Genomic DNA, 22,357 nt, shown 5'->3' on the forward strand with positions numbered 1-22,357 from the left:
GGTTCGCTCATCGTGGTGGTCACTGTGCGGTTCCTCCGGCCTTCTCGAGGTAGGAGTAGTCCATGTACTCGCCCTCGGTGATGGGCTTGGACATGAGTCCGAGCTCGGTGTAGGCGCGCACCGTGGCGTCGAAGACGCCGGGAGCGTGGCGCAGGTCGGCTGGGAAGTAGGCGTTCTGGATCGCCGGGTTGTAGAAGTACTTCTCCAGCCCGGCCCGAACCGCTTCCGGGGTGGTGTCGCTGAGCTTGGCGATCATCGCGGTGGCCTGGTCGGCGTTCGCGGGGTTGCGGACGAAGTCGACCGCGCGCTTGATCGCGCGCAGGTAGCCGGCGGCGACGTCGGGGTTGGCCTGCGCCCAGGTGCGGGAGGCCTCGATGTCGGTGGTCATCAGCTGCGGGAGCGCGGCGCCGGGGGGCGCGAAGCCCAGGTCGTGGACCGCGCCGGAGGCGATGGGGATCTGCACTGGCGGGTAGGTCGCCAGGGTGGCGGCGGCCTGTCCGTTCTGGACGGCGGCGATGCGCTGCGGGGTCGCGCCGAGCGCGACGTAGGTCAGGTCCCTGGCGGGGTCGAGACCCGCGGAGCGGGCGAGCTGGTCGAACACCACGCGGGTGATGTCGTTGGTGCTGCCCAGCGCGATGGTCTTGCCGCGCAGCTGGTCCCAGGAGGTGATCTGGGGGTTCGAGGCGACGGTCCAGATCGAGGCGTCCATCTCGGCGGCCAGCCCGACGACCGCGGCGCCCTTGGACGCTGCGGCGACCCCGTCGGCGCCGATGTGGCTGATCTGCACCGCCCCGGACTGCATTCCGCTGATGGCGTCGGAGCCCTTGGTGACGTTGACGTAGTTCTTGACCTTGATGCCTTCCTGGGCGAAGTAGCCCAGTTCTTCGGCGAGGTGGGGGTAGAGCCCGGTGGTCATGCCGGCCTTGGACTGCTCGGCGACCACGATCTCGCGCGGGTCCCCGGACTGTCCGCCGCCGCAGGCGCTCAGGGTCAGCCCCACGGCGAGCAGCAGCGCCGCGGCCGCTGTGGATCGGGCGAGCCCGCGGCGGCGGGGTCGCGTCGTTGCGAACATCGTCATCCTCCTGAGTCAAGCGGTCCGCAGTCGGGACTCGGGCGCCGTGCGGCGCCCGAGCAGGGAGTCCAGCAGGACCCCGGGGTCGGTCGGTGGGGTCGCGGAGCTCCAGGCGACGACGTGATCGGGGCGGACCAGAACGAAGCGGCGGTCACGGTAGGTCAGTTCGTCGACGGTCTCTTCGAGGTCGAGCCAGCTCAGCGGGACGCCGAGTTCGGCGGCTGCCGCGCGCAGCGGTTCGACGTCGGCGGCGGTCGCGCCGCGAGTGATCAGGGTGAAGTCGTCGCCGAGCTGGTCGTAGAGCGAGCTGCCGTCGGGACGCCAGTGGTGCGGGACGCGGGCGCCGGCGTCGACCGAGGGGCGGTACTGGTCGATGGCCGCGATGGCCGAGGTCTCGCCGTGCTCGTCGGAGGGGGCCTCGACGACCCCGGGCGAGCCGACGTAGCGGGCCCCGAACTGGACGCCCTGGCTGAACCACTGCTGGCGGTCGACCTGTTGGATCCTGGCGCCGACCTCGGCGCGCAACGCGTCGCCTCGGGGCCCCGGTTCGCGCAGCGCGGGGTCGCGTCCGACACCGCTCATGTCACCGTCGATCTTGAGGGCGGCGCGGCTGGTCGCCTCGCCCACCGAGCGTCGTTCGACCTCGTAGTCGTCGAGGACCCGGGTGCCGGCCCAGCCGCGAAGGACCGCGTGCAGCCGCCAGGACAGGGACATCGCGTCGGCGATGCCGGTGTTCATGCCGAAGCCGCCCAGCGGCAGCCACAGATGGGCGGCGTCGCCGGCGAGCAGGACCCGACCGGAGTGGAAGCGGTCGGCGACCAGGCGCCGGGCGGTCCAGGGCACGACGCTCAGGGTCTCGATGTCGAACTGGCCGCCGAGGCTCTCGGCGAGGACCTGCTCGGTATCCACGGCGGCGGGGTCGGCGCCGTGCGGAACGCGGGCGTGGCACAGGAACAGCTCGCGGCCGTCGAGCACGACCACGCTTCCGCGGTAGGTGGGGCCGAACCACCAGTACATCCAGCCGGGCCGGGTCCCGAGGTGGGAGGCGAGGTCCGGGGAGCGGAAGTAGACCGAGTGCCGTCGCTCGCTCGCCTCGCTGTCGCCTTCGAGGCGGGCGCCGATGGATCGGCGGACCAGGCTCGCCCCGCCGTCGCAGCCGACGACGTAGGCCGCGGAGATGCGGTAGGTCTCGCCGGTGGCGACCTCGCGGACCTCGACGGTGACCTCGTCCTGCCCGTCGTGGACCGCCTCGACGCGGTGTCCCCGCCGCAGTTCCGCGATCGTGGACTCCTGCAGCGCGCGGTCCAGGATCGGCTCGAGGAATATCTGAGAGATGCGATGCTGGGGCTCCGGGGACGGCCACTCCGCCAGCTCGTGGGCGGTGCCGTCGAGAACCTCGCGGCTCGAGGAGAACGGGAAACGGGTCAGCTCCGGACCGGTCATGCTGGTGCAGTAGACGACGTCGGTCGCGTGGTCGGCGGGCAGACCGGCGCGGCGGATCTCCTCGGCGAGCCCCAGCCGGCGGAAGTACTCCATCGATCGCGCGTTCGTGGTGTTGCAGCGCGGGTTGGCGGTGGTTACCGGTGAGGCGTCGAGGACCACGACGGGGGTGCCGCGGCGGGCGAGGTCGAGCGCGAGGGTCATTCCGACCGGACCGGCCCCCACCACGACGACCCGCCCCTGAGTGGTGTCGGGCGACACGCCCTCCTGTGTGGTGCAGCTCATGACGAGAACGCTAGAAAGCGATCTGCCATAGGTCTATTTCATCTTCTCGCGCTCTCTCATAGCCTTGCAGCTATCAATTGGGGACGAGGTGCACCAGATGGCGAGGCTCGACCGGATGGACAGGTCGGCGGTGGCGGCCGCGGACGAGGGCGGCGAGCTGGACGGACTCGATGACAACTTCTCCCTGCAGAAACTGCACGTGCTGTGCGCGGTCGTGGCGCACGGCGGTGTCGGCAAGGCGGCTGCCGAGCTGTTCGTCTCCCAGCCCGTGGTGACTTCCCACGTCCGCTCGCTCGAGCGTCGGCTCGGGGCCCGTCTGTTCGAACGCGACGGACGCGGGATCACCTTGACCGAGGCCGGCGTGCACGTGCACCGCTGGGCACTGGAAGTGCTGCGTGGACGCCGCGAGCTGGCCCAGTCCCTGCATCAGATCGCGGCCGGGACCTGGGGCAGCGTCGCGGTCGCGGCGAGCATGTCCGCGGGCAACAGCCTGCTCACGCCGGTCCTGATCGACTTCCGCCGCGACCATCCCGACGTCCGGGTCACCGCGACCAACTCCTCGGTGGAGGCGGCGCTGGAGATGACCCAGAGCGGCCGCGCCGATTTCTGTGTGGTCGGCACCGACGCCGTGCTCGACTCCCGGGCCTATACCGCGACGAAGCTCGGCGAGCCCAGGTTCGTCCTCGTCGCCGCCGTCGGGGACACCTCAGTGGGCGCGTCGGTGACCGTCGGCGAGCTCTCCCAGCTGCCCTTCGTGACCCCGCCGGCGGGACTGGCGATCCGGCGCAGCCAGGACGCGGCGCTCGCCGAGCTCGGGGTGGTCGACCGGCGGGTCGAGCTCGAGCTCGGCAGCGCCGAGGCGATCAAGCAGGCGGTCGCCGCCGGTCTGGGTGTGGCCCTGCTCTGGTCGGTCTCGGTGCGCGCCGACATCGAGCGAGGGGACCTGCGCGAGGTCCGTGTGGAAGGCCCGCTGCGCCGGGACAGGCTCTATCTCGTCACGCGCGTCGGTAAGCGGCTCAGTCCGGTGCAGGCGCGGCTTCGGGAACGGATCCTCTCCGAGGTGCCCGAGCTTCTCCACGAGGGCTGAAGCGACGTGACGGAATGTCATCGGCGGGCAGCACCCCGGCGACCGGGCCGGCGGGCGTCGCAACGGTGCCCGCTTCGGGTACCGCTCACGTCACGCCAGGGCCGACGCCGGACCGCCACAGGACGAGATCGCTACATCCGGAGTCGCTGAGCAGCACAGATGCTGATGGTGCGCCACCTCGACGCGACTCCGGGTCGGCTCCACCCGCCAGCGCACGCTGGTGTTGGCAATTCGATCTGCGCATCTCATTCGGCGCCTCCGCCGCACACATCCTGATCTATCCAACGTCGCTGTCGGACTGACGACCTGGGCCTGTGAGCTGCAGGCGTTCTGGCCGGCGGGACGAGCTCCTACGCCCTGAGCATGCGGCGGATGGCTTCATCCGTCGCCCCCGGCGTGGGGGCCTCGAGGTCGAGGGCGCGGTGGATCGAGAGACCCTCGACGAGAGCGTCGAGCAGTCGGGCGGTGAGTGGATCGAAGTGCCGCCGCAGGGACCGACGGCTGGCCGCCATCCAGGCGTGCGTGATGTCGCGGTAGGCGGGGGCGCGGGCGGCGAGGGTGTACAGCTCGTGGCTGAGGACGAGCTCCCGCGGGTCGCTGAGGATGTCGTGGTCGATGAACGCGACGAGGGCCTTCCGCGCGGAGTCCTGGTCCCCGGCGGCGGCGAGTTGCTCGTCGAACCTCGCCGACACCGTCCGCGCGAGGCGATCGAACGCCTCGTGGAGCAGTTCGGACATCCCGGTGAAGTGGTAGGTCATGGAGCCGAGCGGCACGTCGGCGGCGGCCGCGACCCGGCGGTGCGAGGTCCCCGCGACCCCGACCTCGGCCAGCACGTCCAGGCAGGCCTCGACGATCCGGTCCCGACGTTCCGGGTCGTGACGCCGAGCGCGTGGCTCGCTCACAGGGACCGGACCACGCGTGCCGGGTTGCCCACCGCGACCACGTTCGCCGGCACGTCCCTGGTGACCACCGCCCCGGCCCCGATGACACTGTTCTCCCCGATGCGCACGCCCGGGCACACGATCACACCGCCCCCGAGCCAGACGTTGTCCTCGATGACGATGGGCCGCGCGGCTTCGAGCTTGTCCCGACGCGGGCCGGGGTCGGTCGGGTGGGTCGGGGTCAGCAGCTGGACGTTCGGGCCGATCTGGCAGTCCGCGCCGATGCTGATCGAGGCGACGTCGAGGGCGACCAGACCGTAGTTCGCGAACGTCCGCGGGCCGATCGCGACGTGCTCGCCGTAGTCGACGTACAGCGGCGGCTTCACCACCGCACCCTCCCCCAGCTCACCGAGCAGCTCGACCAGGATCGGCCGCGCTGCGTCCAGGTCGTCGGCGGCCGCCTGCCGGTACTGCTCGGCGAGTGCCATCGCGCGCTGCGCGAGGCGGGCGTTCTCCGGGTCGTCGGCGATGTAGAGGTCCCCCGCGAGCATCCGCTCACGCTGGGTCCGAGGGTCCCCGGAGAAGTGGTCCACAGTCATCCGTACGATCGTACGCATCGCCGCTCCCCCACCGTGCCGGAGGCACCGCCGTGCGCACCCGACGACGCCGACCCGCCCTTCTCACCATCGCCGCTCTCGTCTCCGTCGCCGCCCTCGCCGGGTGCACCACCGCAGCTGAGGAGGACGGCCCGCCGTCGGCAGCGCCCGCCGCCTCGTCCTTCTGGGTCGATCCGGACAGTGCCTCCGCCCGCCAGGTGCAGCAGTGGCGCGACCAGGGACGTACGCGGGACGCCGACGACCTCGCCGCCCTCTCCTCGCAGCCCCTGCCGATCTGGGTCGGCGACTGGTCCGACCCGGGGGACCTGACCCGCGACGTCACCACCCGGGCCGGCCGCACCGGGGACGTTCCCGTGCTGGTCGCCTACAACATCCCCAACCGCGACTGTGGCCTGTTCTCCCAGGGCGGCGCCGACGACGAGGCCGAGTACCGGCGCTGGGTCGACGACATGGCCTCCGGCCTCGAGGGACGTCCCGCCGTCGTCATCGTCGAACCCGACGCCCTCGCCCAGACGCTCGCCGACTGCGAGGGCCAGGGCCGCCAGGAAGGCCGGGAGGCCCTCCTGGCCTACGCCTCCCAGCGGCTCGCCGCCGCCGGCGCCGAGGTCTACATCGACGCCGGCAACCCCGGCTTCATCCGCGACGTCGACCAGCTCGCGGCCGGCCTGCGCAGCTCCGGGGTGGCGGATGCCGAGGGATTCGCGCTCAACGTGGCCAACTTCAACGCCACCGAGGACGTCGCCGCCTACGGACGCGCCATCGCCGACCGGCTCCCCGGCAGCCGCTTCGTCATCGACACCGGTCGCAACGGCAACGGCACCTACGGAGGCCCCGAGCAGCCGACGTGGTGCAACCCGCCGGGACGCGCACTGGGCTCGAACCCCACCCGCGACACCGGCGACCCCCGCATCGCTGCGTTCCTGTGGATCAAGGAGCCGGGCGACTCGGACGGCACCTGCCGCGGCAACCCCGCCTCCGGCCAGTTCATGCCGGACTACGCCCTCGACCTCGTCCGCAATCGAGCGGCGAGCTGAGGCCCCGGGGTGACCATCGACGGCAGCCACTCCGCCCCGGGTCCGCAGACGGGAGTGATGTTCCCCTGCCGATTGCCCGCGGGTGACCTCGTCGACTTCGCCCGGGCGAGCGAGTCCGCGGGAATCGATCAGCTCTGGGTCGTCGAGGACGCGTTCTTCGGCGGCGGCATCGCCACGGCCGCCACCGCGCTCGCCGCGACGAGCCGGATCGTCGTCGGGGTCGGGATCGTGCCCGCGGCCGTGCGCAACGTGGCCTACCTGGCCATGGAGGTCGCCACCCTGGCCGCGCTGTACCCGGGCCGGCTCGAGTTCGGGGTCGGGCACGGAATGCTCGACTGGCTCGGGCAGGTCGGCGCCGAGCCGGACTCACCCCTGACCCTGCTCGACGAGACCCTCGAGGCGCTGCGCGCCCTGTTGCGCGGTGAACGGATCACCCGTGCCGGACGCTACGTGCAGCTCGAGGACGTCGAGCTGGCGTTCCCGCCGTCGGTCGTGCCGCCGGTGCTGGCCGGCGTCCGGGGGCCCCGCTCGGTCGAGCTCGCCGCGCGCCGCGCCGACGGCACGATCCTCGCCGAGCCCGTGTCCGCGCCGTACCTGGCCTCGGCCGCACGCGACGGACACCGTCTCGTGGCCTACAGCTGGTTCCTGCCCGGCAGCGACGTCCGGGATACCCGACCGCGGGCCCGCGCCCTGCTCGCGCGCACGCTCACCCCGGTCAACCGCCCGCACCTCGTGCCTCTCCTCGGCCCGACCCGGACCGACGCCCTGCTCGACGCGCCCGACGAGCCCGCCCGCACCGAGCTGCTCGACGACCCGACGGTCGACGCGCTGGTCGTGCACGGCAGCACCACCGACTCCGCCGACGCGATCAAGAGGCTCGGGGTGAGCGGTCCCGACACCGTCGTGCTCATCCCGCCGCCCGGCGAGGAACACACGGCCGTCTCCGCCGCCGGGGTGATCACCGCCGAGCTCCGCAGACGAACCGGTCCTGCTCACGAGCGCTGAGGCGAGGAGCGACCGCACGGAGGCGAGCGCGTCGGGGCGCCGCATTCCACCACGTCGAGGCTGTCTCACTCGGCGCGCCCGCGGTCGCGCGCGGACACCTCGCGGGGTCAGCGTCGGGTCGGTGGGGTGCAGATGCACCCGCGCGACCACACCCCCACCTGCGTGGCGGTGCAGAAGCGGCGCCCGAGTGCATCGTGTTCTGACCATGGATGCGGACACATCGCGCACGTCGGGTCGGTGGTCGGTGCGTCCTCGTTCGTGCCGGGCGTCGACTCGTGCTTCATCAGGCCCCTGTCGTCGGCCGACGGATCCCTGGGGGCATGAATCGCCCACGGGACTCCGGCGGAGGGTGTCGGCTGTCCGTGATCGCGCCGGCCCGGGCTGGTGATCCCGCACGGGCGACACCCGTGCCGCCCAGTCGGGAAGATCGAGCTCGGGACGTCTCACGCCGGCACTCCCGTCTCCGATCGGCCGACCGAACGAGGACTGCGCCGACGACGACGACGGCCTGAACGCCGGCGTGCGGAGAACCCTCGGTGCCCTGCACGCTACGCCCTGCACGCCGGCCGCCCCGGGCCGCGCGTCGGCCGGGTCGGACGACCGCGGACATGAGGACCGGCGGACGGCCCCCTGCCCGCGAGCACCGTTCTCACCTCCGTGAGGGCGTACCCTGACGATGTCGGGGCGTCATCGACCGGTGTCCACGCCGGTCCTCCTCGCCAGAACTGCCATACCGGCCGCTCGTCGGCCTGGGACGGGGCGCCCGCGATGACGGGACCGGACGACGACACGCACGGCCCACGACGGCAGGACGGACCATCCCCGGCCACCGCCGTGCTCCCCCGGGGCGGCGCGGCGTGAGCGCCCGGCCCCGCTTCACCTCGACCGAACCGGCCCGGAACCCGGCGGACGAGGCCGCCGCCTCGGCGGCGGCACGGCGCCTGGCGGTCCGGGTGGTGGCAGCCCGGAGCAGGAATGTCGAGGACTGCCGTGAACTGCTCGACATGCTCGGACTCCACTCGGCCGCCGGACTGTCCGGTCCCGCGATCGGCGACTTCACCCAGTTCGAGCCACCGATCCCGGGTCGGCGATGAGCGGCGGATCCGTCGCCCCGCAGCGTCGTGCGGTCGGCTCGGAGCCGGCCGACGTCAGCCGAGGGCGAGCACCTCGGCGAACGCCTCCTCCACGCATGCCGTGAGCACCTCGGGCGCGGTGACCGCGGCGGGATCGACGGTGGCCCCCACGTGGCAGGTGTCCGCGTCCGACAGCAGGGCCACCATCACCGCTCCCCCGGGCAACGGCCCGAAGGCGTAGCTGCGCTCGATGCGGGCGCCGGCGACGAACGCCAGCCGGGTCATCCCCGGGATGTTGCTCACCTGCACGTCGTTGCCGCGGGTCGCCCCGCCCTGCACGCGAGCGAGGACCACCGGCGGGAGCGCGGCGAGCAGCGGCGCGATCAGACCGAGCGCATCGGTGATCCGCTCCTGCCTCAGACCCGCGACGATGTCGCGGACCAGACGGATGCGCACTGCCGCGTCGTCCTCGCCCACCGGGGCAGCGAACCGTAGGCCCGCCCAGTGGTTACCGCCCAGCGCATCGGACCCCACCCGCGTGTTCACGGGCATACCGACCGGGACCCGCGCGGGCACCGGTTCACCCATCCTGCGGTGGTACCGGGCCACACCACCGAGAACGGCGGCGACGTACGCGTCGTTCAACGAGCCACCCGCCGCTCGCCCTGCCCGTCTGAGGCCCTCCAGCTCGACGTCCCAGACCAGGAACCTGCGGTTCAGGCTCCGGTGGCGCAGCAGCGGCGAGGGGTGCACGTGGTGCGGGACGGCCGCTCGGGCGGCCGACGCCGCGAACGCCGCGCCGTCCCGGGCCGCGGTCACGGGATGGCGCGCGTGTCCGGCCGCCACGCCCACCATCGCGGAGACGCCGCCGAGCAGCGCGGCCGGCGCCGCCCCGAGCATGCCCACCGTCCGCGCCGCCGTCAGCCCGAATCGGGACCGACCGTCACGGGAAGGGGACACCTCCACAGGGCCCGCCGGTTCCGGTTCACGGCCATGTCCGTGCAGCAGGGAGAGGATCTGGACCAGTCCGACACCGTCCGCCAAGCTGTGGTGGACCTTGAGCAGGTAACCCGCGCCGCCGCCGTCCAGCCCCGTCACGAGCAGGGCCTCCCACGGCGGACGGGCGCGATCGAACGGCGTGGCTGCCCACGTCGCGGCGACGTCGAGCAACGAGGACAGGCCGCCGGGCTCGGCGAGCCGCATCCGGCGGACGTGGAACGCGAGGGAGAAGCTCGGGTCGGCGGACCACTCCGGCAGACCCCACCCCCACCACGGCTCGAGGACGCGGTCGCGGAGCCGTGGGACGGACCGGGTGGCCCGGTCGTGGGAATCGAGGACCCGGTCCCAGATCGGCTCGACGTCGAGAAGGTCGACGATCACCACCGGGTGCCGCAGCCGGGGATCGGCCTCCGCCCGCCACATCATCGCCTCGAGGGCGTTGAGCCGCCGCGGTGAGTCGACGACGACCCTCGTGCCGTACTCCCCCGAGTTCCCGATCTCCCGGGCGCCCACGGTCTCCGCGGGGTTCACCCGCCGCGTCACCGCAGCCCCCGTCCTCCCGACGCCGACCGCACCTCGGGGCGCGGCCCGGGCCCGTGCTCGATCCCCGTCACGTGGAGGGGCCGTGGACGGACCAGGACCAGGACGCCGAGACCGGCCGCCTCGACCGCCTCCCGACTCAGGTCCATCAGGTCGACCACCAGTTGTCGAGCGCTCGTCCACATCAGCGGCCGTCGGCGGTGTTCCCGCAGACGCCGGCCACCGTGTCCCACAGGGTGCGGGCAGCCGGATCGCGAGCCAGCCAGGCCCGCGCCTGGGCCTCGGCCTCCTGATCGCCGTGGCGAGCCAGCACCTGGAGCACCGTGAGCTGGTCGATCCACTCCTCGTGGGCAGGACGAGGGACGGGCGGCTCGTCGTAGTCCCAGGCGGATACGGCGAAACGGGGCATGGAATTCCTCAGTGTCGTGGAGAATCCCGAGCGCCCCGCGATGAGGGGGGACGGGCCGCACGAGGTCGGGCGGCTCGAACGCTCACGGGCGCGTCAGGAGAGGCCGGAGGTCGGCCGGAGGCGTGGCCTTCTGAGAGGGCCCAGGCTCCCGATGCGGGCGGATGCGAAGTCGACCACCCATCTGATCGTCGAGACTCTCCGCACCGGCGACTGTCCTCCGAGCGCGCGTCGCACGCAACCTCGTGCCACCGAGCCGGGGGGGGGGGCACCCGCCCACCGCGCCTCCCCGTCGGGCCACCGGGGCGCTTCGGCCGCGTACGCTGCAGGAATCGGGGCGTCGGCGACCGGCGCCCACGCCGGTCCTCCCCGCCAGAACTGAACACCGGCCGCTCGGCGGCCTGGGACGGGGCGCCCGCGATGTCGGGACCGGACGATGTACAGGACCAGTCGGTCAGCTCTGACGAGGTGCGGGTGCGCCTCGGTCACCGAGGGGCCGGCGAGCACGGTGCCGTGGACGGGGCCTGGTGGCCACGGAGCCGGGATCTCGCCGCGGAACTCCCCTCGCTGCTCGACCGCATCGAGGACCTGGTCGGGCCCGTCGAGCGGGTCGCCTTCGGCCTCAGCGAGTGGGACGACGTAGGCCGACGTCTAATCACGACCCGGGCGGGCCGCATCCCGGTGGAGGGCTTCCGGTCGATCGAGGCGTCCACGGTCTGGCTCGTGGTCCGCGGGCGGGGGAGGTCCCGGATCGGGCTGATGGTGATACCCGCCGACACCACCCAGGAGCGCGCGATCCGGTTGCTGGAGGCCGCTGCCCTCGGCGGTGAGCGCCGCTCACCCGTCGAGGTGCTCGCCGTCGCCATGGCGTGAGCGCTCCTCGGGCACGAAGCGATGGTGGTGACATCCGTCGATGCGGGAGAGGCAGTCCCAGATCACCCGCATCCACGTCACCGATCACGGCATCGCATCGCGGGGCGAACACTGGCGCGACTGTCTCGACCGCGGGACGACGGCGTGCCGTCGTGCACGAGTCGTACACCCGGGTCCGCGAGGTGCGCGGTCGTCGGGGCAGGGCGGCCCGGAGCGATCGTCACCTCGTCCTCGCCGCGCTCGTGGGCGGTGAGGGCGGCGCGCACCACGGTCGCCGCCGTCTGCCAACGCGACGCGGGCAGGTGTGCGGACTCCTCGCCGGCCCGCTGGTGGAACGCGGTGCGGGTCCGTCCGGGCCGGACCACCGTCAGCGCGATCCGCCGCTCGACCGCCTCGTGCCGCGCGGCGCGGGAGAACGACTCGAGGTAGGCCTTGCCCGCGGCGTAGGTCGCCAGGGCCGGGTCGTCCCGACCCGCCGCGGTCGACGAGACGTTGATGATCCCGCTGCCCGGCGCCATCGACCGCAGCGCCGCCGCGGTCAGACGCGTCGGGGCGAGGACGTTGAGCAGCACCGACGCGTCGAGCTCGGCGGGCGATTGCCCGCCCAGCCCGGCGAACGTGGTCGCCCCCGCGTTGTTGACGAGCAGCCCGACCTCACCGAGTAGCGCCTCCACGCGAGCCAGGTCCTCGGGCACCGTCAGATCGGCCACGCTCACCCGGACCGGCACCGGCAGGCTCTCCGCCAGCCGCCGAAGCGCCTCCTCCGACCGCGCGACCAGCACCAGCGGTCGGCCCCGCTCCGCGAGGGCGCGCGCGAACGCCGCGCCGATGCCCGAGGACGCCCCGGTGACCAGGGCGGAGGACGCGACGGGGCTGATCGTCATGATCGTCAGCCTGCGGTCGCGCCCGGACCCCGGACCACTGGACGATGGTCCTGGTACCCCTGATCCGCGTGCCCGGACTCCGTAGTCTCGCCCACGTGATCGGAGAGGTGGACGCGGCGCCCGCTCCGACGTCACCACCTCCGCAGCGCCCGACCCGACGGCTGTTCCGGGCGACCGCACCGCGGCTGGTCGCGGGATTCACCGCGGCCGGGGTGCTGGTCACCGTCGGGCTGGCGGTCGCGATCGCGCTGGTCGCCCGCCACCAGGCGACCGTGGTGGCGACCGACCAGGTCGCGCAGATCGCGACCGCGACCGCCCACGGCGTCGTCGAACCCCAACTGTCCGACGGGCTGCTCACCGGCGACCCGGCCGCGATCCGGGCGGTCGACGACGCCGTGCGCCGCGCGGTCCTCGGACACTCCCTGTTCCAGGTCAAGATCTGGGACGACGCCGGCCGGATCGTCTACAGCGACCACCCCGACGAGATCGGCGACCGGCACTCCCTGGACGCCGCGGAACGCCGCGCCCTGGCCGGGCTCGACCAGGAGGCCGGCACCACCGAGGACGCCACGGGCACCGTGCTCGAGGTCTACACCGGGGTCCGGACCCCGGGCGGCACACCGCTGCTCTACGAGGCCTACTTCCGCTACGACGCCGTCGCCGAGGCGGGCTGGGACGCCTGGCGGACCTTCGCGCCGCTCTCGGTCGGCGCCCTGCTGCTGCTCGAACTCGTCCAGATCCCACTCGCGGTCGTGCTCGCCCGCAAGCTGCAGCGCCGCGAGCGCCAGCGCGAACGGCTGCTCCGGCACGCCGTCGAGGCCTCCACCGCCGAACGACGGCGGATCGCGCAGGACCTGCACGACGGCGTCGTCCAGGAACTCACCGGCATCACCTACGGGCTCGACGCGACCCGGCTGCGAGGCGGACCCGAGGCGGGGGTGGCCACCGAGTCCGCCACACGACTGCGCGAGAGCATCGGGTCGCTGCGCACGCTGCTCGTCGACATCTACCCGCCCAACCTCGCCGAGGAGGGCCTCGGGCCGGCCCTGCACGAGTTGGCGGCGGGCCTGCGCCGTCGCCGGCCGACGGTGGCGGTCCACCTGGACGACGTCGACGAGGTCGGCCCCGCCGAGGCCGCCCTGCTCTACCGCGCGACCCAGGAGACGGTGCGCAACATCGTCAGCCACGCCGGCGCCGAGCACGTCCAGCTCACCCTGACGACGGTGCCGGACGGCTGGCGACTCGACGTCGCCGACGACGGGCGCGGGTTCGACCCCAACGAGGCCGCCGCCCGACGCGCCGCGGGCCACCTCGGGCTGCGGTCGATCACCGACCTGGTCGAGGACGCCGGCGGGTCCGTCGACATCCGGTCCGCACCCGGTGCCGGCACCACCGTCACCGTCCGGCTACCGCCGACGTGACCACCGTCCTCGTGGTCGACGACCACGCCGTCGTCCGCCAGGGCCTCGTCACCCTGATCTCCACCGTCGACGACCTCACCGTCGTCGGCGAGGCCCGCGACGGCGACGCCGCGGTCACCGAGACCGAGCGGCTGCGACCCGACGTCGTGCTCATGGACCTCTCCATGCCCGGCACCGACGGGGCGACCGCGACCGGCCGCATCCGGACGGCCGTCCCCGGGACCCGCGTCCTCGTCCTCACCTCGTTCGCCGACCAACGCCACGTCCTCGCCGCCCTCGACGCCGGGGCCGACGGCTACCTGCTCAAGCACGCCGAACCGGAGACCATCATCGAGGGACTCCGCCAGGTCGCCCGCGGCGAGGTCCCGCTCGACGGGCGCGCCGCCCGGGTCCTTCTCAGCGCCCGCTCCGCCCCCGCACGCACCGTCGACCTCACCGACCGCGAGACCGAGGTACTCCTGCTGGTCGCCGACGGGCTCGGCAACAAACAGATCGCCCGCCGCCTCACCATCACCGAACGCACCGTCAAGAACCACCTCACCAACATCTACCAACGCCTCGGCGTCACCGACCGCACCCAGGCCGCACTCTGGACCGCACGCCACCTCCGCCCAGCCGACCAGTGATCCCGCGAGACGAGCGGGTGCGGGCCGGCACGGTCGGCACCCCCTACGTGAGCATCGAGGTACGCCTGGCCGAGCTCGCGCGGGCCGGAGTCCCCCTCGTTCCATCCTTCCGCAACGACGGGCACAGCTCTTGTCAAACTCCGCATCTGCGGTGACAGTAGGGGGTGTCCGACCTCACCTACGGGCAGGAGACCCTGACGTGACCGCCATCGCCGACGCTCGCACCGAGCTGGACCGCACGCGCTTCTTCATCGACGGCGAGTGGGTCGAGCCGCGCGGCACCGAGACCCACCGCGCCATCGAGGCCGCCACCGGGGAGGTGCTCGGCGAGGCCGCGCTCGGTACCGACGCCGACATCGACGCCGCCGTCCGCGCCGCCCGGCGGGCCCTCGATGAAGGTCCCTGGGGGCGGACCTCGGTCGCGGAGCGCGTGGACTTCATGCTGCGCTTCGCCGACGCCCTCGAGGCTCGCGCCGAGTCGACGAGCCGCCTGGTCAGCCAGGAGAACGGCATGCCGATCGCGCTGTCGTCGGCGTTCAACGGCGGCGCGCCCGCCGGCCTGCTGCGGATGTTCGCGCAGGTCATCCAGAACGTCGAGCTGGAGTCGGTACGCCCGAGCACGGGTGTCGACGGCGCCACCATCGTGCGCCGGGAGCCGGTCGGGGTCGTCGGCGCGATCACGCCGTGGAACTACCCCCAGGCGCTCGCGATGTTCAAGGTCGCCCCGGCCCTCGCCGCCGGCTGCACCGTCGTGCTCAAGCCATCGCCCGAGACCGCACTCGACACCTACGTCTTCGCCGACGCGGCTCAGGAGATCGGCCTGCCGCCGGGCGTGCTCAACATCGTGCTCGCGGGTCGCGAGGCCGGCGCGTCGCTGGTGACCCACCCCGGCGTCGACAAGATCGCCTTCACCGGCTCCACCGCCGCCGGGCGCTGGATCGGCGCCGAGTGCGGCCGGCTGATCCGTCGCTGCACCCTCGAACTGGGCGGCAAGTCCGCGTCGGTGTTCCTCGAGGACGCCGACCTCGACACCTTCCTGCGCGCCCTGCCCACGTCGTCGTTCATGAACAACGCCCAGACCTGCACCACCGCCTCCCGCATGCTGGTCGCGCGCTCGCGCTACGACGAGGTGGTGGAGGCGGTCGCCCAGTACTCCCGCGACCAGGTGGTCGGCAATCCGCTCGACCCGGCGACGACCGTCGGCCCGATGGCCTCGCATACCCACCTCGAGCGCGTGCTGGGCTACATCGACGTCGGACGGAACTCCTCGGCGCGCCTGGTCACCGGCGGCGGCCGTGGTGACTTCGACCGCGGCTGGTTCGTCGAGCCCACCGTGTTCGCGGACGTCGACAACAACGATCAGCTCGCCCGCGAGGAGGTCTTCGGCCCCGTCTTCGCGATGACGCCGTTCGACTCCGACGACGAGGCCGTGCGGATCGCGAACGACTCCAATTACGGTCTCGGCGGCTCGGTGTACTCGGCCGACGAGGAGCGCGGGCTCGGCGTTGCCCGCCGGATCCGGACGGGGACGATCGGCGTCAACCGCTACGACATCGACCTCGGGGCCCCCTTCGGCGGGATGAAGGACTCCGGGATCGGCCGCGAGCTCGGACCCGAGGGCATCAACAACTACCTCGAGTACAAGTCGATCTACGCGCCGGCGAGCTACCTGCGCTGATCCTTCCCGACGACGGGTCCGCACGGCGGACCCGTCGTCGGGAACGTGTCACCGGGATCACCCGATCGGACTTCGGGCCCGACGTGGGCGACGAGCTCCGCCGGACCGACACCCGAGGCAGCGGAAGCCGGTCAGGTCAGGGTCGGCGCGCCCGCACGAGCCACGTCGCCGAGTCGAACAGCACCCCGTCCGGGGTGTCGTGGGCCTCGAACAGCCCGCGGAGGCGGTCGAGGGCACGCGCACGGGTGGCCTCGTCGTACCCGTCGAGCACGGCCGCGTGGTGGGTGACCACGAAACGCAGGGCATCGTCCGGATCGGCCCCCGACCAGTGCGGGGCCCGCAGGTCCTCGAGATCGACGTCGACGAAGCCCGCTGTCCCCAGGACGTCCCGGACGCGGACCGCGTCGCTGAGCCCGAACGGGCTCGGCCCGTCGGTCGGCGGGATCGGCGCCTCCCGGTCGGGGTGCAGGGCGCGCAGCACCTCGACCTGCCAGGGATTGCGCTCCGGGCCCTGCCAGGTGAGCAGCACGAGCCGCCCCTCGGGGCGCATCACCCGGAACAGAGCGGAGAACGCGGTGACGGGGTCGTCGAAGAACATCGACCCGAAGTGACTCGCCACGACGTCGAACGGCCCCTCGGGCAGCGGGTCGACCTGCGCGTCCGCCACCACGAACTCCGCGTCGCCGCGACCCGCCGCCCGCGCGCGACGACGGGCGAGCTCGACGAGAGGAACGGACACGTCGACCCCGACCACGCGACACGCGGTCGCCGCGATCTCGAGAGCGAGGGCCCCGGGGCCACTGCCCACGTCGAGCACCGTGTCGTCCGCGCCCGCGCCGACCGCAGCGAGGTAGGCCGCGTCGAAGTCGGCGTACCCGCGCTCGAAGTGCTCGGCGTACTCGCTCCAGGCACTCCCCGACGGGCCGTTCCACCGGGCGCGCTGCTCGGCATTGGGCTCGGTGTCCACGGCTCCATCCTGGAGGACGGATCACCGACGCTCGTCGACGGTCCCGGTCGCCGCGTCCGTGAGGTGCGTGGCCGTCCACGACGCGAGGAGCACGAGCGCATCCGCCGACGGCGACGCGGGTTCGGGGCTGTAGACCGTGAGCTGCAGGCCCGGATCGGCCGGCAGCGGGATCGTCTCGTAGCCGACCTCGAGGTCCCCGACGACGGGGTGGTGGAACCGCTTGATCCCGGTCCGGTGCAGGCGCACGTTGTGCTTGGCCCAGCGCACGCGGAACTCCTCGCTGCGCGTCGAGAGCTCGCCGACGAGGTCGGAGATGCCGCGGTCGTAGGGGTCGCGGCCCGCCGCCGTGCGCAGGTTGTTCACCGCCACGTCGGCCATGAACTCCCAGTCCGGATAGAACTCCGGGGCCTTCGGGTCGAGGAAGCAGAACCGGGCGAAGTTCACCGGCACCGTCGGGTCCGGGCGCTGCGGGTCCGGGTAGAGCGGCGCGTAGAACGCGTGCCCCAGCGTGTTCGCGGCGACGAGATCCTGCCGCGCGTTGCCGATCATCCCGGGCACCGTGAGAGCGTCGAGCAGCCGCCGGAGCATCGGGCGGATCGTGGTCGCCCGCCGCGGACGCGGGCGGGCGGGACGGGTGGCGATGCCGCGGTGCAGGTCCTCGAGGTGCGAGCGCTCCGCCTCATCGAGTTGCAGCGCCCGCGCGATCGCGTCGAGCACGGCCTCGGAGACGCCGGCGGCCTTCCCGCGCTCGAGCTGGGTGTAGTAGTCGATCGAGAGACCGGCCAGGGTCGCGACCTCCTGGCGGCGCAGCCCGGGCACGCGCCGCTTGCCGGCGTCGTACACCGGCAGCCCGACCTGGTCGGGGGTGATCCGCGCACGGCGCGAGGTGAGGAACTCGCCGAGCTCACTGCGGGCGTCCATGGCTCGACGGTACGACCGTCGCGGTCCTCGTGAGGGGTGTTGCCGGCACCCCCCTCCCGGCACCCCTCCCGACTCCGCCTGTCACGACGACGGGTCGGGGCGTTCTGTGGTCGTCATGCGAGCCACCCTGATGTACGCCGCCGGCGACGTCCGCACCGAGGACGTCCCCGACCCCCGCCTCGAGGCACCCACCGACGCCCTGGTGCGGATCACCACCTCCTGCATCTGCGGCAGCGACCTGTGGCCCTACGCCTCGATGCCCGCCACCGACGGACCCGCGCGGATGGGTCACGAGTTCCTCGGCGTCGTCGAGGAGGTCGGCCCGGAGGTGTCCGGACTCAAGCCCGGGGACTTCGTCGTCGCCCCGTTCGCCTACTCCGACGGCACCTGCGCGTTCTGCCGCGAGGGCCTGCAGACCTCCTGCGTGCACGGCGGGTTCTGGGACGAGCCCGGACAGCAGGGCGGACAGGCCGAGGCCATCCGCGTCCCGCTCGCCGACGGCACCCTCGCGAAGCTCCCGGTCGGCGCGGACACCGCACTCGCGCCCTCGCTGCTGACCCTCTCCGACGTCTTCGGCACCGGCTACCACGCCGCCGTCCAAGGCCGGGTTGAACCCGGCAAGACCGTCGCGGTCGTCGGCGACGGCGCCGTCGGGCTGCTCGCCGTCGCGTCGGCGAAGCTGCTCGGCGCTGAACAGATCATCCTCATGGGCCGGCACAAGACCCGCACCGACCTCGGGGTCGAGTTCGGCGCCACCGACGTCGTCGCCGAACGCGGCGACGAGGGCATCGAGAAGGTCCGGGAACTCACCGGCGGCGAGGGCGCGCACGTCGTCCTCGAAGCCGTCGGCGCCCGCCCCGCCTACGACCAGTCCCTCGGCATCGTCCGCCCCGGCGGCACCATCAGCCGCGTCGGAGTCCCGCAGTACGACGACGCCCCCGTCGGGTTCGGCAGCCTCTTCGGCCCCAACGTCACCCTCACCGGCGGCCCCGCCCCCACCCGCGCCTACATCGAGACCCTGCTCCCCCACGTCCTCGACGGCACCGTCGAACCGGGCAAGGTCTTCGACCGCGCCGTCGGCCTCGACGGCGTCCCCGTCGGGTACCGCGCGATGGCCGACCGCGAGGCCCTCAAGGTCCTGGTCACGCCGTGACCACCCGGTCCCGCGACGCCACCGTCGTGGTCGCCGGGGCCGGGGTGTGGCTCACTCTGGTCGCGTTCACCACGCCGCTGGCGACGCTCGTCGCCACTGCGGACGGCCTCGGCGCGGGACCGGGCGCGCAGGCGTGGATCCTCGCCGGGATGAGCCTCGGGTGCGCCGCCGGGCTGATGGCCGCCGGGTCGCTCGGAGACGAGCGCGGACGACGGCGGGTGTTCGTCGTCGGGGCCCTGCTCCTCGCCCTGGCCTCGGTGCTCGGCGGGCTCGCGACTGCCGCGTGGTGGCTCGTCGTCATGCGGGTCGTGCAGGGCCTCGGCGGTGCGGCGGTCATGGCCTGCGGACTCGGCCTGGTCGGTCGGTCGTTCCCGGACGGCCGCGCCCGGTCCCGCGCGACCGCGGCGTGGGGTGCCGCGCTCGGTGCGGGGGTGGCGACGGGGCCGCTCGTCGCCTCCGGGCTCGCCGCGCTCGGCGGGTGGCGTCTGCCGTACCTGACGATCGCCCTCGTCGCGGTGGGACTCGCCGTGGCCGGGCAGGTCCTGCTCGCCGAGTCCCGTGCCGACCGGCCGCGGCCGATCGACGTTCCCGGCACCGTGCTGCTCCCCGCGGCGGTGGCGGCACTCCTGGCCGGGCTCGTACAGGGCCGCAGCGACGGGCCCACACCGGGAACGATCGTCCTGCTGGTCGGCGCGGCCGTCCTGGCCGCCGGGTTCGTCGTCGTCGAGCACCGCAGCCCCGCCCCGATGCTCGACCTCGGGCTCTTCCGCCGTCCGGACTTCACTGGCGCGACCGTCGCTGCCCTGGGCGCCGGTGCCGGGGTGCTCTCGCTGTCGAACTTCGTCCCGACCGTGCTCGAGCGTGGTCTCGGACTCGGGGCCCTCGCCGCGTCCGTGGTGCTGCTGGCGTGGTCGGGGACGAGCGCCGTCACCGCCTACGCGGCACGCTGGTTCCCCGAGTCGGTCACCCCGCGGACGCTGCTCGTCGGGGGCCTGGTGGGGATCGCCGTCGGCCAGGTCGCGCTGCTCGGACTCGACGTCGACTCCTCCCCCGCCCGGCTGGTGCCCGGTCTCCTGATCGCCGGCGCCGCCAACGGGGTCCTCAACGCCGCCCTCGGGCGCCAGGCCGTGGCGAGCGTGCCGCCCGACCGCGCCGCGATGGGGTCGGGCGCCAACAACACCGCGCGCTACGTCGGCTCGGCCGTCGGGATCACCGTGTGCGCGGTCCTCGTCGCCGGAGCCGGCGCCGGACCCGCCGCCGCGATCGCCGGGTGGGACACGGACGTCATCGTCACCGCGATCATCTCCCTGGCGTGCGCCGTGATCGCGCTCGTCGTCCGGGCACCCTCCCGGGTCCCGACCTCCACCTGACGCTCCACGGAAGGACCACCATGGCGCAGCACCCGCTCGACCTCGCCCCGAAGCTCAAGGAGCTCAACACCGAGGTCCTCTTCGGCGACGTCTGGGAACGCCCCGGCCTGTCCAAGCGCGACCGCAGCCTGATCACGGTCGCCTCGCTGGTCTCGCTGTACCGCACCGAGCAGCTCGGCTTCCACCTCAACCGGGCGATGGAGAACGGCCTGACCCGCGAGGAGCTGGTCGAGGCGATCACCCACCTCGCCTTCTACAGCGGCTGGCCGACCGCCGTCACCGCCCTGACCCGACTGCAGGAGGTCCTCGGGGAGGACGCCTCGTGACCCCGATGCCTCTGCCCGCCGGCGGCGGCTGCACCGCCCTCTGACCCGACCAGGAGAACCCGTGGAACTCGACCCCCGGACCCCCACCGCCAAGGCGCCCGCCGAACGCTTCACCGGCGAGGTCTACCTCAACATCGTCCACCCCGCCCGCGAGCCCTCCCGCCTCTCCGCCGCGCTCGTGCGCTTCACCCCCGGCGCCCGCACGAACTGGCACTCCCACGTTCTCGGCCAGACCCTGGTCTGCACCGACGGCGAGGGCGTCGTCGTCGGCCGCGACGGCACCGTCATCCGACTGCGCCCCGGCGACAGCGTCTGGACCCCACCCGGCGAGGAACACTGGCACGGCTCCGTCGACGGCCAGCTGATGTGCCACTACGCCCTGCTCGAAGGCACCGCCGAGGGAGACGGCACCACCTGGCTCGAACCCGTCACCGACGACCAGTACCGCCAGGCGCACTCCGACTGACCGGGGTCGGCCGGCCCGTGGGAGGCGTCTACGTCAGTCCCATCGTCGCGAGTGCTGCGCACCGGAGCTCGTCGGCCATGGCGGGATGGCGTCGTAGATGAGGGATGCGGACGCAGTCGTCGATGACGGTCCTGGCGGCACGCACGAGGGTGGCCGCCTCGGCCTCCGCCAGATCGGGCCGTCGGACGACGAGCCAGCGTTGCCACTCGCCGAAGGAGTCCGCCTCGCTGCGTTCGGTCCGGTCGAGCACGTTGTCCGGGAGGTACAGCTTCTCGGTCAGCGAGGTCGCCAGGAGGTCGGTGGCGTCGCACGCGACGCGGATGTACCCCGACACGAGATGGCCGAGCACCTCGTCGTCGGAGGGGCACCGGAGACTGCGTCGCGTCTCGAGGGCCAACCACTCGTGCAGGCGGGTCACGGCCGTGCTCAGGAGATCGACCTTGGTGTCGACGTAGCGGTACAGGGCGGGCCCGACGACGCCGACCTCGGCGCCGATGTCGTCCATGCTCACACCGGCGAAGCCCTTCGCGCGGAACTCCCGGGCGGCGGCGTCGATGAGCTGTTCGCGCCGGGCGGTCGTGGGCCGCTCGGCCTCCGTCGTCGGGTGCACGCTCTCGACCGCAGGCGCTCGGATCACGCGCGTACCGGCGGCCACCAGTGAGCGTTCGAGTCGCGCGCGGGACAGGGTGGTGTCGTAGAAGCCCGGGCCCGAGACGAGGCTGACCACGACCCAACTGCGCAGGTCGGCCGTGTCCTCGCCGAGGTCGGGGTGTGCGGGCTCGACCAGCAGCACCCGGAAGCGCTCGGCGATGAACCGAGTCCGACGCCGGACCAGCGCGTAGTCCTCCGACGTGAGGTGACGGGCCTCGCGTTGCCAGAGCACAGAGAGCCGGCGGCTGTCGAGCGCCGCGGCGACCATCGCGGTCAGATCGTTCTCGAGCCCGCGCGCGTCCGGTGGGCGTCGTTCCAGCGCCGCGATCGCGTCGAGGACGTGTTGCTGGTCCTCGCGGATCACGTGCGCGAGGAGTGCCTGCTTGTTGGCGTAGTGGCGGTAGAGCGCTCGGGCGGTGATGCCGCCGGCCTCGGCGATGTCGTTCATCCGCACCGCGTGGAAGCCGCGGCGTGCGAAGAGCTCGGCCGCGTCCCGCGCGATCTCGACCCGGCGTCGCCCCGCAGCGGGGCGCGTCGCCGCGCCGTCGGCGACGTCCATGCCGTGGCCTCCTCCCGCTCCGC

Annotated in this window: 24 protein-coding genes; 12 read left to right on the forward strand and 12 right to left on the reverse strand. The window is 73.1% G+C overall.

Annotation, left to right across the window (positions count from 1 at the left end; all coding sequences use genetic code 11):
• Positions 1–19 precede the first annotated feature (19 nt).
• Both QRT03_RS27170 and QRT03_RS27175 read right to left on the reverse strand, forming a co-directional pair.
• Positions 20–1,078 carry an ABC transporter substrate-binding protein gene (locus QRT03_RS27170; RefSeq protein WP_286056279.1) on the reverse strand — a complete coding sequence of 353 codons (1,059 nt, stop codon included), beginning with the start codon at positions 1,076–1,078 and terminating at the stop codon, positions 20–22.
• Positions 1,079–1,087: 9 nt separating this feature from the next.
• Positions 1,088–2,797, reverse strand: coding sequence for an FAD-dependent monooxygenase (locus QRT03_RS27175; RefSeq protein WP_286056280.1), 1,710 nt, complete (start codon positions 2,795–2,797; stop codon positions 1,088–1,090).
• A 97-nt stretch (positions 2,798–2,894) separates the two neighbouring features.
• Here QRT03_RS27175 and QRT03_RS27180 point away from each other — a divergent pair, with 97 nt between their 5' ends.
• Entirely contained in the window at positions 2,895–3,884 is a 990-nt protein-coding gene (locus QRT03_RS27180; RefSeq protein ID WP_286056281.1) for a LysR family transcriptional regulator, read from the forward strand.
• 350 nt (positions 3,885–4,234) lie between these two features.
• On the opposite strand, the gene QRT03_RS27185 is transcribed toward QRT03_RS27180, so the two are convergent.
• Both QRT03_RS27185 and QRT03_RS27190 read right to left on the reverse strand, forming a co-directional pair.
• Positions 4,235–4,786, reverse strand: coding sequence for a TetR/AcrR family transcriptional regulator (locus tag QRT03_RS27185; protein ID WP_286056282.1), 552 nt, complete (start codon positions 4,784–4,786; stop codon positions 4,235–4,237).
• On the reverse strand, positions 4,783–5,364 hold the full coding sequence (locus QRT03_RS27190; RefSeq protein WP_286056283.1) for a sugar O-acetyltransferase: 582 nt from the start codon (positions 5,362–5,364) through the stop codon (positions 4,783–4,785). The genes QRT03_RS27185 and QRT03_RS27190 overlap by 4 nt, the downstream gene beginning before the upstream one ends.
• Positions 5,365–5,414: 50 nt before the next feature.
• On the opposite strand from QRT03_RS27190, the gene QRT03_RS27195 reads away from it, so the two are divergent.
• Both QRT03_RS27195 and QRT03_RS27200 read left to right on the forward strand, forming a co-directional pair.
• Entirely contained in the window at positions 5,415–6,416 is a 1,002-nt protein-coding gene (locus tag QRT03_RS27195; RefSeq protein ID WP_286056284.1) for a glycoside hydrolase family 6 protein, read from the forward strand.
• A 9-nt stretch (positions 6,417–6,425) separates the two neighbouring features.
• Positions 6,426–7,421: an LLM class flavin-dependent oxidoreductase gene (locus QRT03_RS27200; protein WP_286056286.1), complete on the forward strand. Its 996-nt coding sequence runs from the start codon at positions 6,426–6,428 to the stop codon at positions 7,419–7,421.
• Between the two features lie 107 nt (positions 7,422–7,528).
• Here the strand turns inward: QRT03_RS27200 and QRT03_RS27205 are convergent, their stop codons facing one another.
• Positions 7,529–7,705: an RGCVC family protein gene (locus QRT03_RS27205; protein WP_286056287.1), complete on the reverse strand. Its 177-nt coding sequence runs from the start codon at positions 7,703–7,705 to the stop codon at positions 7,529–7,531.
• A 573-nt stretch (positions 7,706–8,278) separates the two neighbouring features.
• Between QRT03_RS27205 and QRT03_RS27210 the strand changes: the two genes are divergently transcribed.
• A complete protein-coding gene (locus QRT03_RS27210; protein WP_286056288.1) occupies positions 8,279–8,515 on the forward strand; it encodes a hypothetical protein in 237 nt (78 codons plus the stop codon).
• Positions 8,516–8,569: 54 nt separating this feature from the next.
• Here QRT03_RS27210 and QRT03_RS27215 read toward each other — a convergent pair whose 3' ends face one another.
• From QRT03_RS27215 to QRT03_RS27225, 3 genes are read right to left on the reverse strand one after another with little or no spacing between them, the layout of a single operon-like run.
• Positions 8,570–10,036, reverse strand: coding sequence for a wax ester/triacylglycerol synthase domain-containing protein (locus QRT03_RS27215; RefSeq protein WP_286056289.1), 1,467 nt, complete (start codon positions 10,034–10,036; stop codon positions 8,570–8,572).
• The gene (locus tag QRT03_RS27220) at positions 10,033–10,182 is read right to left on the reverse strand and encodes a hypothetical protein (protein ID WP_286056290.1); all 150 of its coding nucleotides are present in this window, start codon (positions 10,180–10,182) and stop codon (positions 10,033–10,035) included. The genes QRT03_RS27215 and QRT03_RS27220 overlap by 4 nt, the downstream gene beginning before the upstream one ends.
• Positions 10,183–10,217: 35 nt before the next feature.
• On the reverse strand, positions 10,218–10,442 hold the full coding sequence (locus QRT03_RS27225; protein WP_286056291.1) for a hypothetical protein: 225 nt from the start codon (positions 10,440–10,442) through the stop codon (positions 10,218–10,220).
• A 417-nt stretch (positions 10,443–10,859) separates the two neighbouring features.
• Between QRT03_RS27225 and QRT03_RS27230 the strand changes: the two genes are divergently transcribed.
• Complete coding sequence (locus QRT03_RS27230) at positions 10,860–11,312, forward strand: DUF5994 family protein (protein WP_286056292.1); 453 nt, start codon at positions 10,860–10,862, stop codon at positions 11,310–11,312.
• A 77-nt stretch (positions 11,313–11,389) separates the two neighbouring features.
• On the opposite strand, the gene QRT03_RS27235 is transcribed toward QRT03_RS27230, so the two are convergent.
• A complete protein-coding gene (locus QRT03_RS27235) occupies positions 11,390–12,196 on the reverse strand; it encodes an SDR family NAD(P)-dependent oxidoreductase (protein ID WP_286056293.1) in 807 nt (268 codons plus the stop codon).
• 95 nt (positions 12,197–12,291) lie between these two features.
• Here QRT03_RS27235 and QRT03_RS27240 point away from each other — a divergent pair, with 95 nt between their 5' ends.
• The 3 genes from QRT03_RS27240 (at position 12,292) to QRT03_RS27250 (ending at position 15,921) form a co-directional block, all read left to right on the forward strand.
• Positions 12,292–13,617 carry a sensor histidine kinase gene (locus tag QRT03_RS27240; protein WP_286056294.1) on the forward strand — a complete coding sequence of 442 codons (1,326 nt, stop codon included), beginning with the start codon at positions 12,292–12,294 and terminating at the stop codon, positions 13,615–13,617.
• A complete protein-coding gene (locus QRT03_RS27245; protein WP_286056295.1) occupies positions 13,614–14,243 on the forward strand; it encodes a response regulator in 630 nt (209 codons plus the stop codon). The genes QRT03_RS27240 and QRT03_RS27245 overlap by 4 nt, the downstream gene beginning before the upstream one ends.
• Positions 14,244–14,442: 199 nt before the next feature.
• On the forward strand, positions 14,443–15,921 hold the full coding sequence (locus QRT03_RS27250) for an aldehyde dehydrogenase (RefSeq protein WP_286056297.1): 1,479 nt from the start codon (positions 14,443–14,445) through the stop codon (positions 15,919–15,921).
• A gap of 136 nt (positions 15,922–16,057) precedes the next feature.
• Here the strand turns inward: QRT03_RS27250 and QRT03_RS27255 are convergent, their stop codons facing one another.
• Complete coding sequence (locus QRT03_RS27255; protein WP_286056299.1) at positions 16,058–16,888, reverse strand: class I SAM-dependent methyltransferase; 831 nt, start codon at positions 16,886–16,888, stop codon at positions 16,058–16,060.
• A gap of 21 nt (positions 16,889–16,909) precedes the next feature.
• On the reverse strand, positions 16,910–17,809 hold the full coding sequence (locus QRT03_RS27260; RefSeq protein WP_286056300.1) for a helix-turn-helix transcriptional regulator: 900 nt from the start codon (positions 17,807–17,809) through the stop codon (positions 16,910–16,912).
• Positions 17,810–17,924: 115 nt separating this feature from the next.
• Here QRT03_RS27260 and QRT03_RS27265 point away from each other — a divergent pair, with 115 nt between their 5' ends.
• From QRT03_RS27265 to QRT03_RS27280, 4 genes are all read left to right on the forward strand, one after another.
• Positions 17,925–18,962: a zinc-binding dehydrogenase gene (locus QRT03_RS27265; protein ID WP_286056301.1), complete on the forward strand. Its 1,038-nt coding sequence runs from the start codon at positions 17,925–17,927 to the stop codon at positions 18,960–18,962.
• Positions 18,959–20,332 (forward strand): MFS transporter, encoded by a 1,374-nt coding sequence (locus QRT03_RS27270; RefSeq protein WP_286056302.1) that lies wholly within the window; start codon positions 18,959–18,961, stop codon positions 20,330–20,332. The genes QRT03_RS27265 and QRT03_RS27270 overlap by 4 nt, the downstream gene beginning before the upstream one ends.
• A gap of 20 nt (positions 20,333–20,352) precedes the next feature.
• Positions 20,353–20,658: a carboxymuconolactone decarboxylase family protein gene (locus QRT03_RS27275; RefSeq protein ID WP_286056303.1), complete on the forward strand. Its 306-nt coding sequence runs from the start codon at positions 20,353–20,355 to the stop codon at positions 20,656–20,658.
• 61 nt (positions 20,659–20,719) lie between these two features.
• A complete protein-coding gene (locus QRT03_RS27280; protein WP_286056304.1) occupies positions 20,720–21,124 on the forward strand; it encodes a (R)-mandelonitrile lyase in 405 nt (134 codons plus the stop codon).
• 28 nt (positions 21,125–21,152) lie between these two features.
• On the opposite strand, the gene QRT03_RS27285 is transcribed toward QRT03_RS27280, so the two are convergent.
• Positions 21,153–22,334: a TetR/AcrR family transcriptional regulator gene (locus tag QRT03_RS27285; RefSeq protein WP_286056305.1), complete on the reverse strand. Its 1,182-nt coding sequence runs from the start codon at positions 22,332–22,334 to the stop codon at positions 21,153–21,155.
• Positions 22,335–22,357 lie beyond the last annotated feature (23 nt).

This window comes from Actinomycetospora termitidis, assembly GCF_030286555.1.
In the GTDB taxonomy this organism is placed as follows: domain Bacteria; phylum Actinomycetota; class Actinomycetes; order Mycobacteriales; family Pseudonocardiaceae; genus Actinomycetospora; species Actinomycetospora termitidis.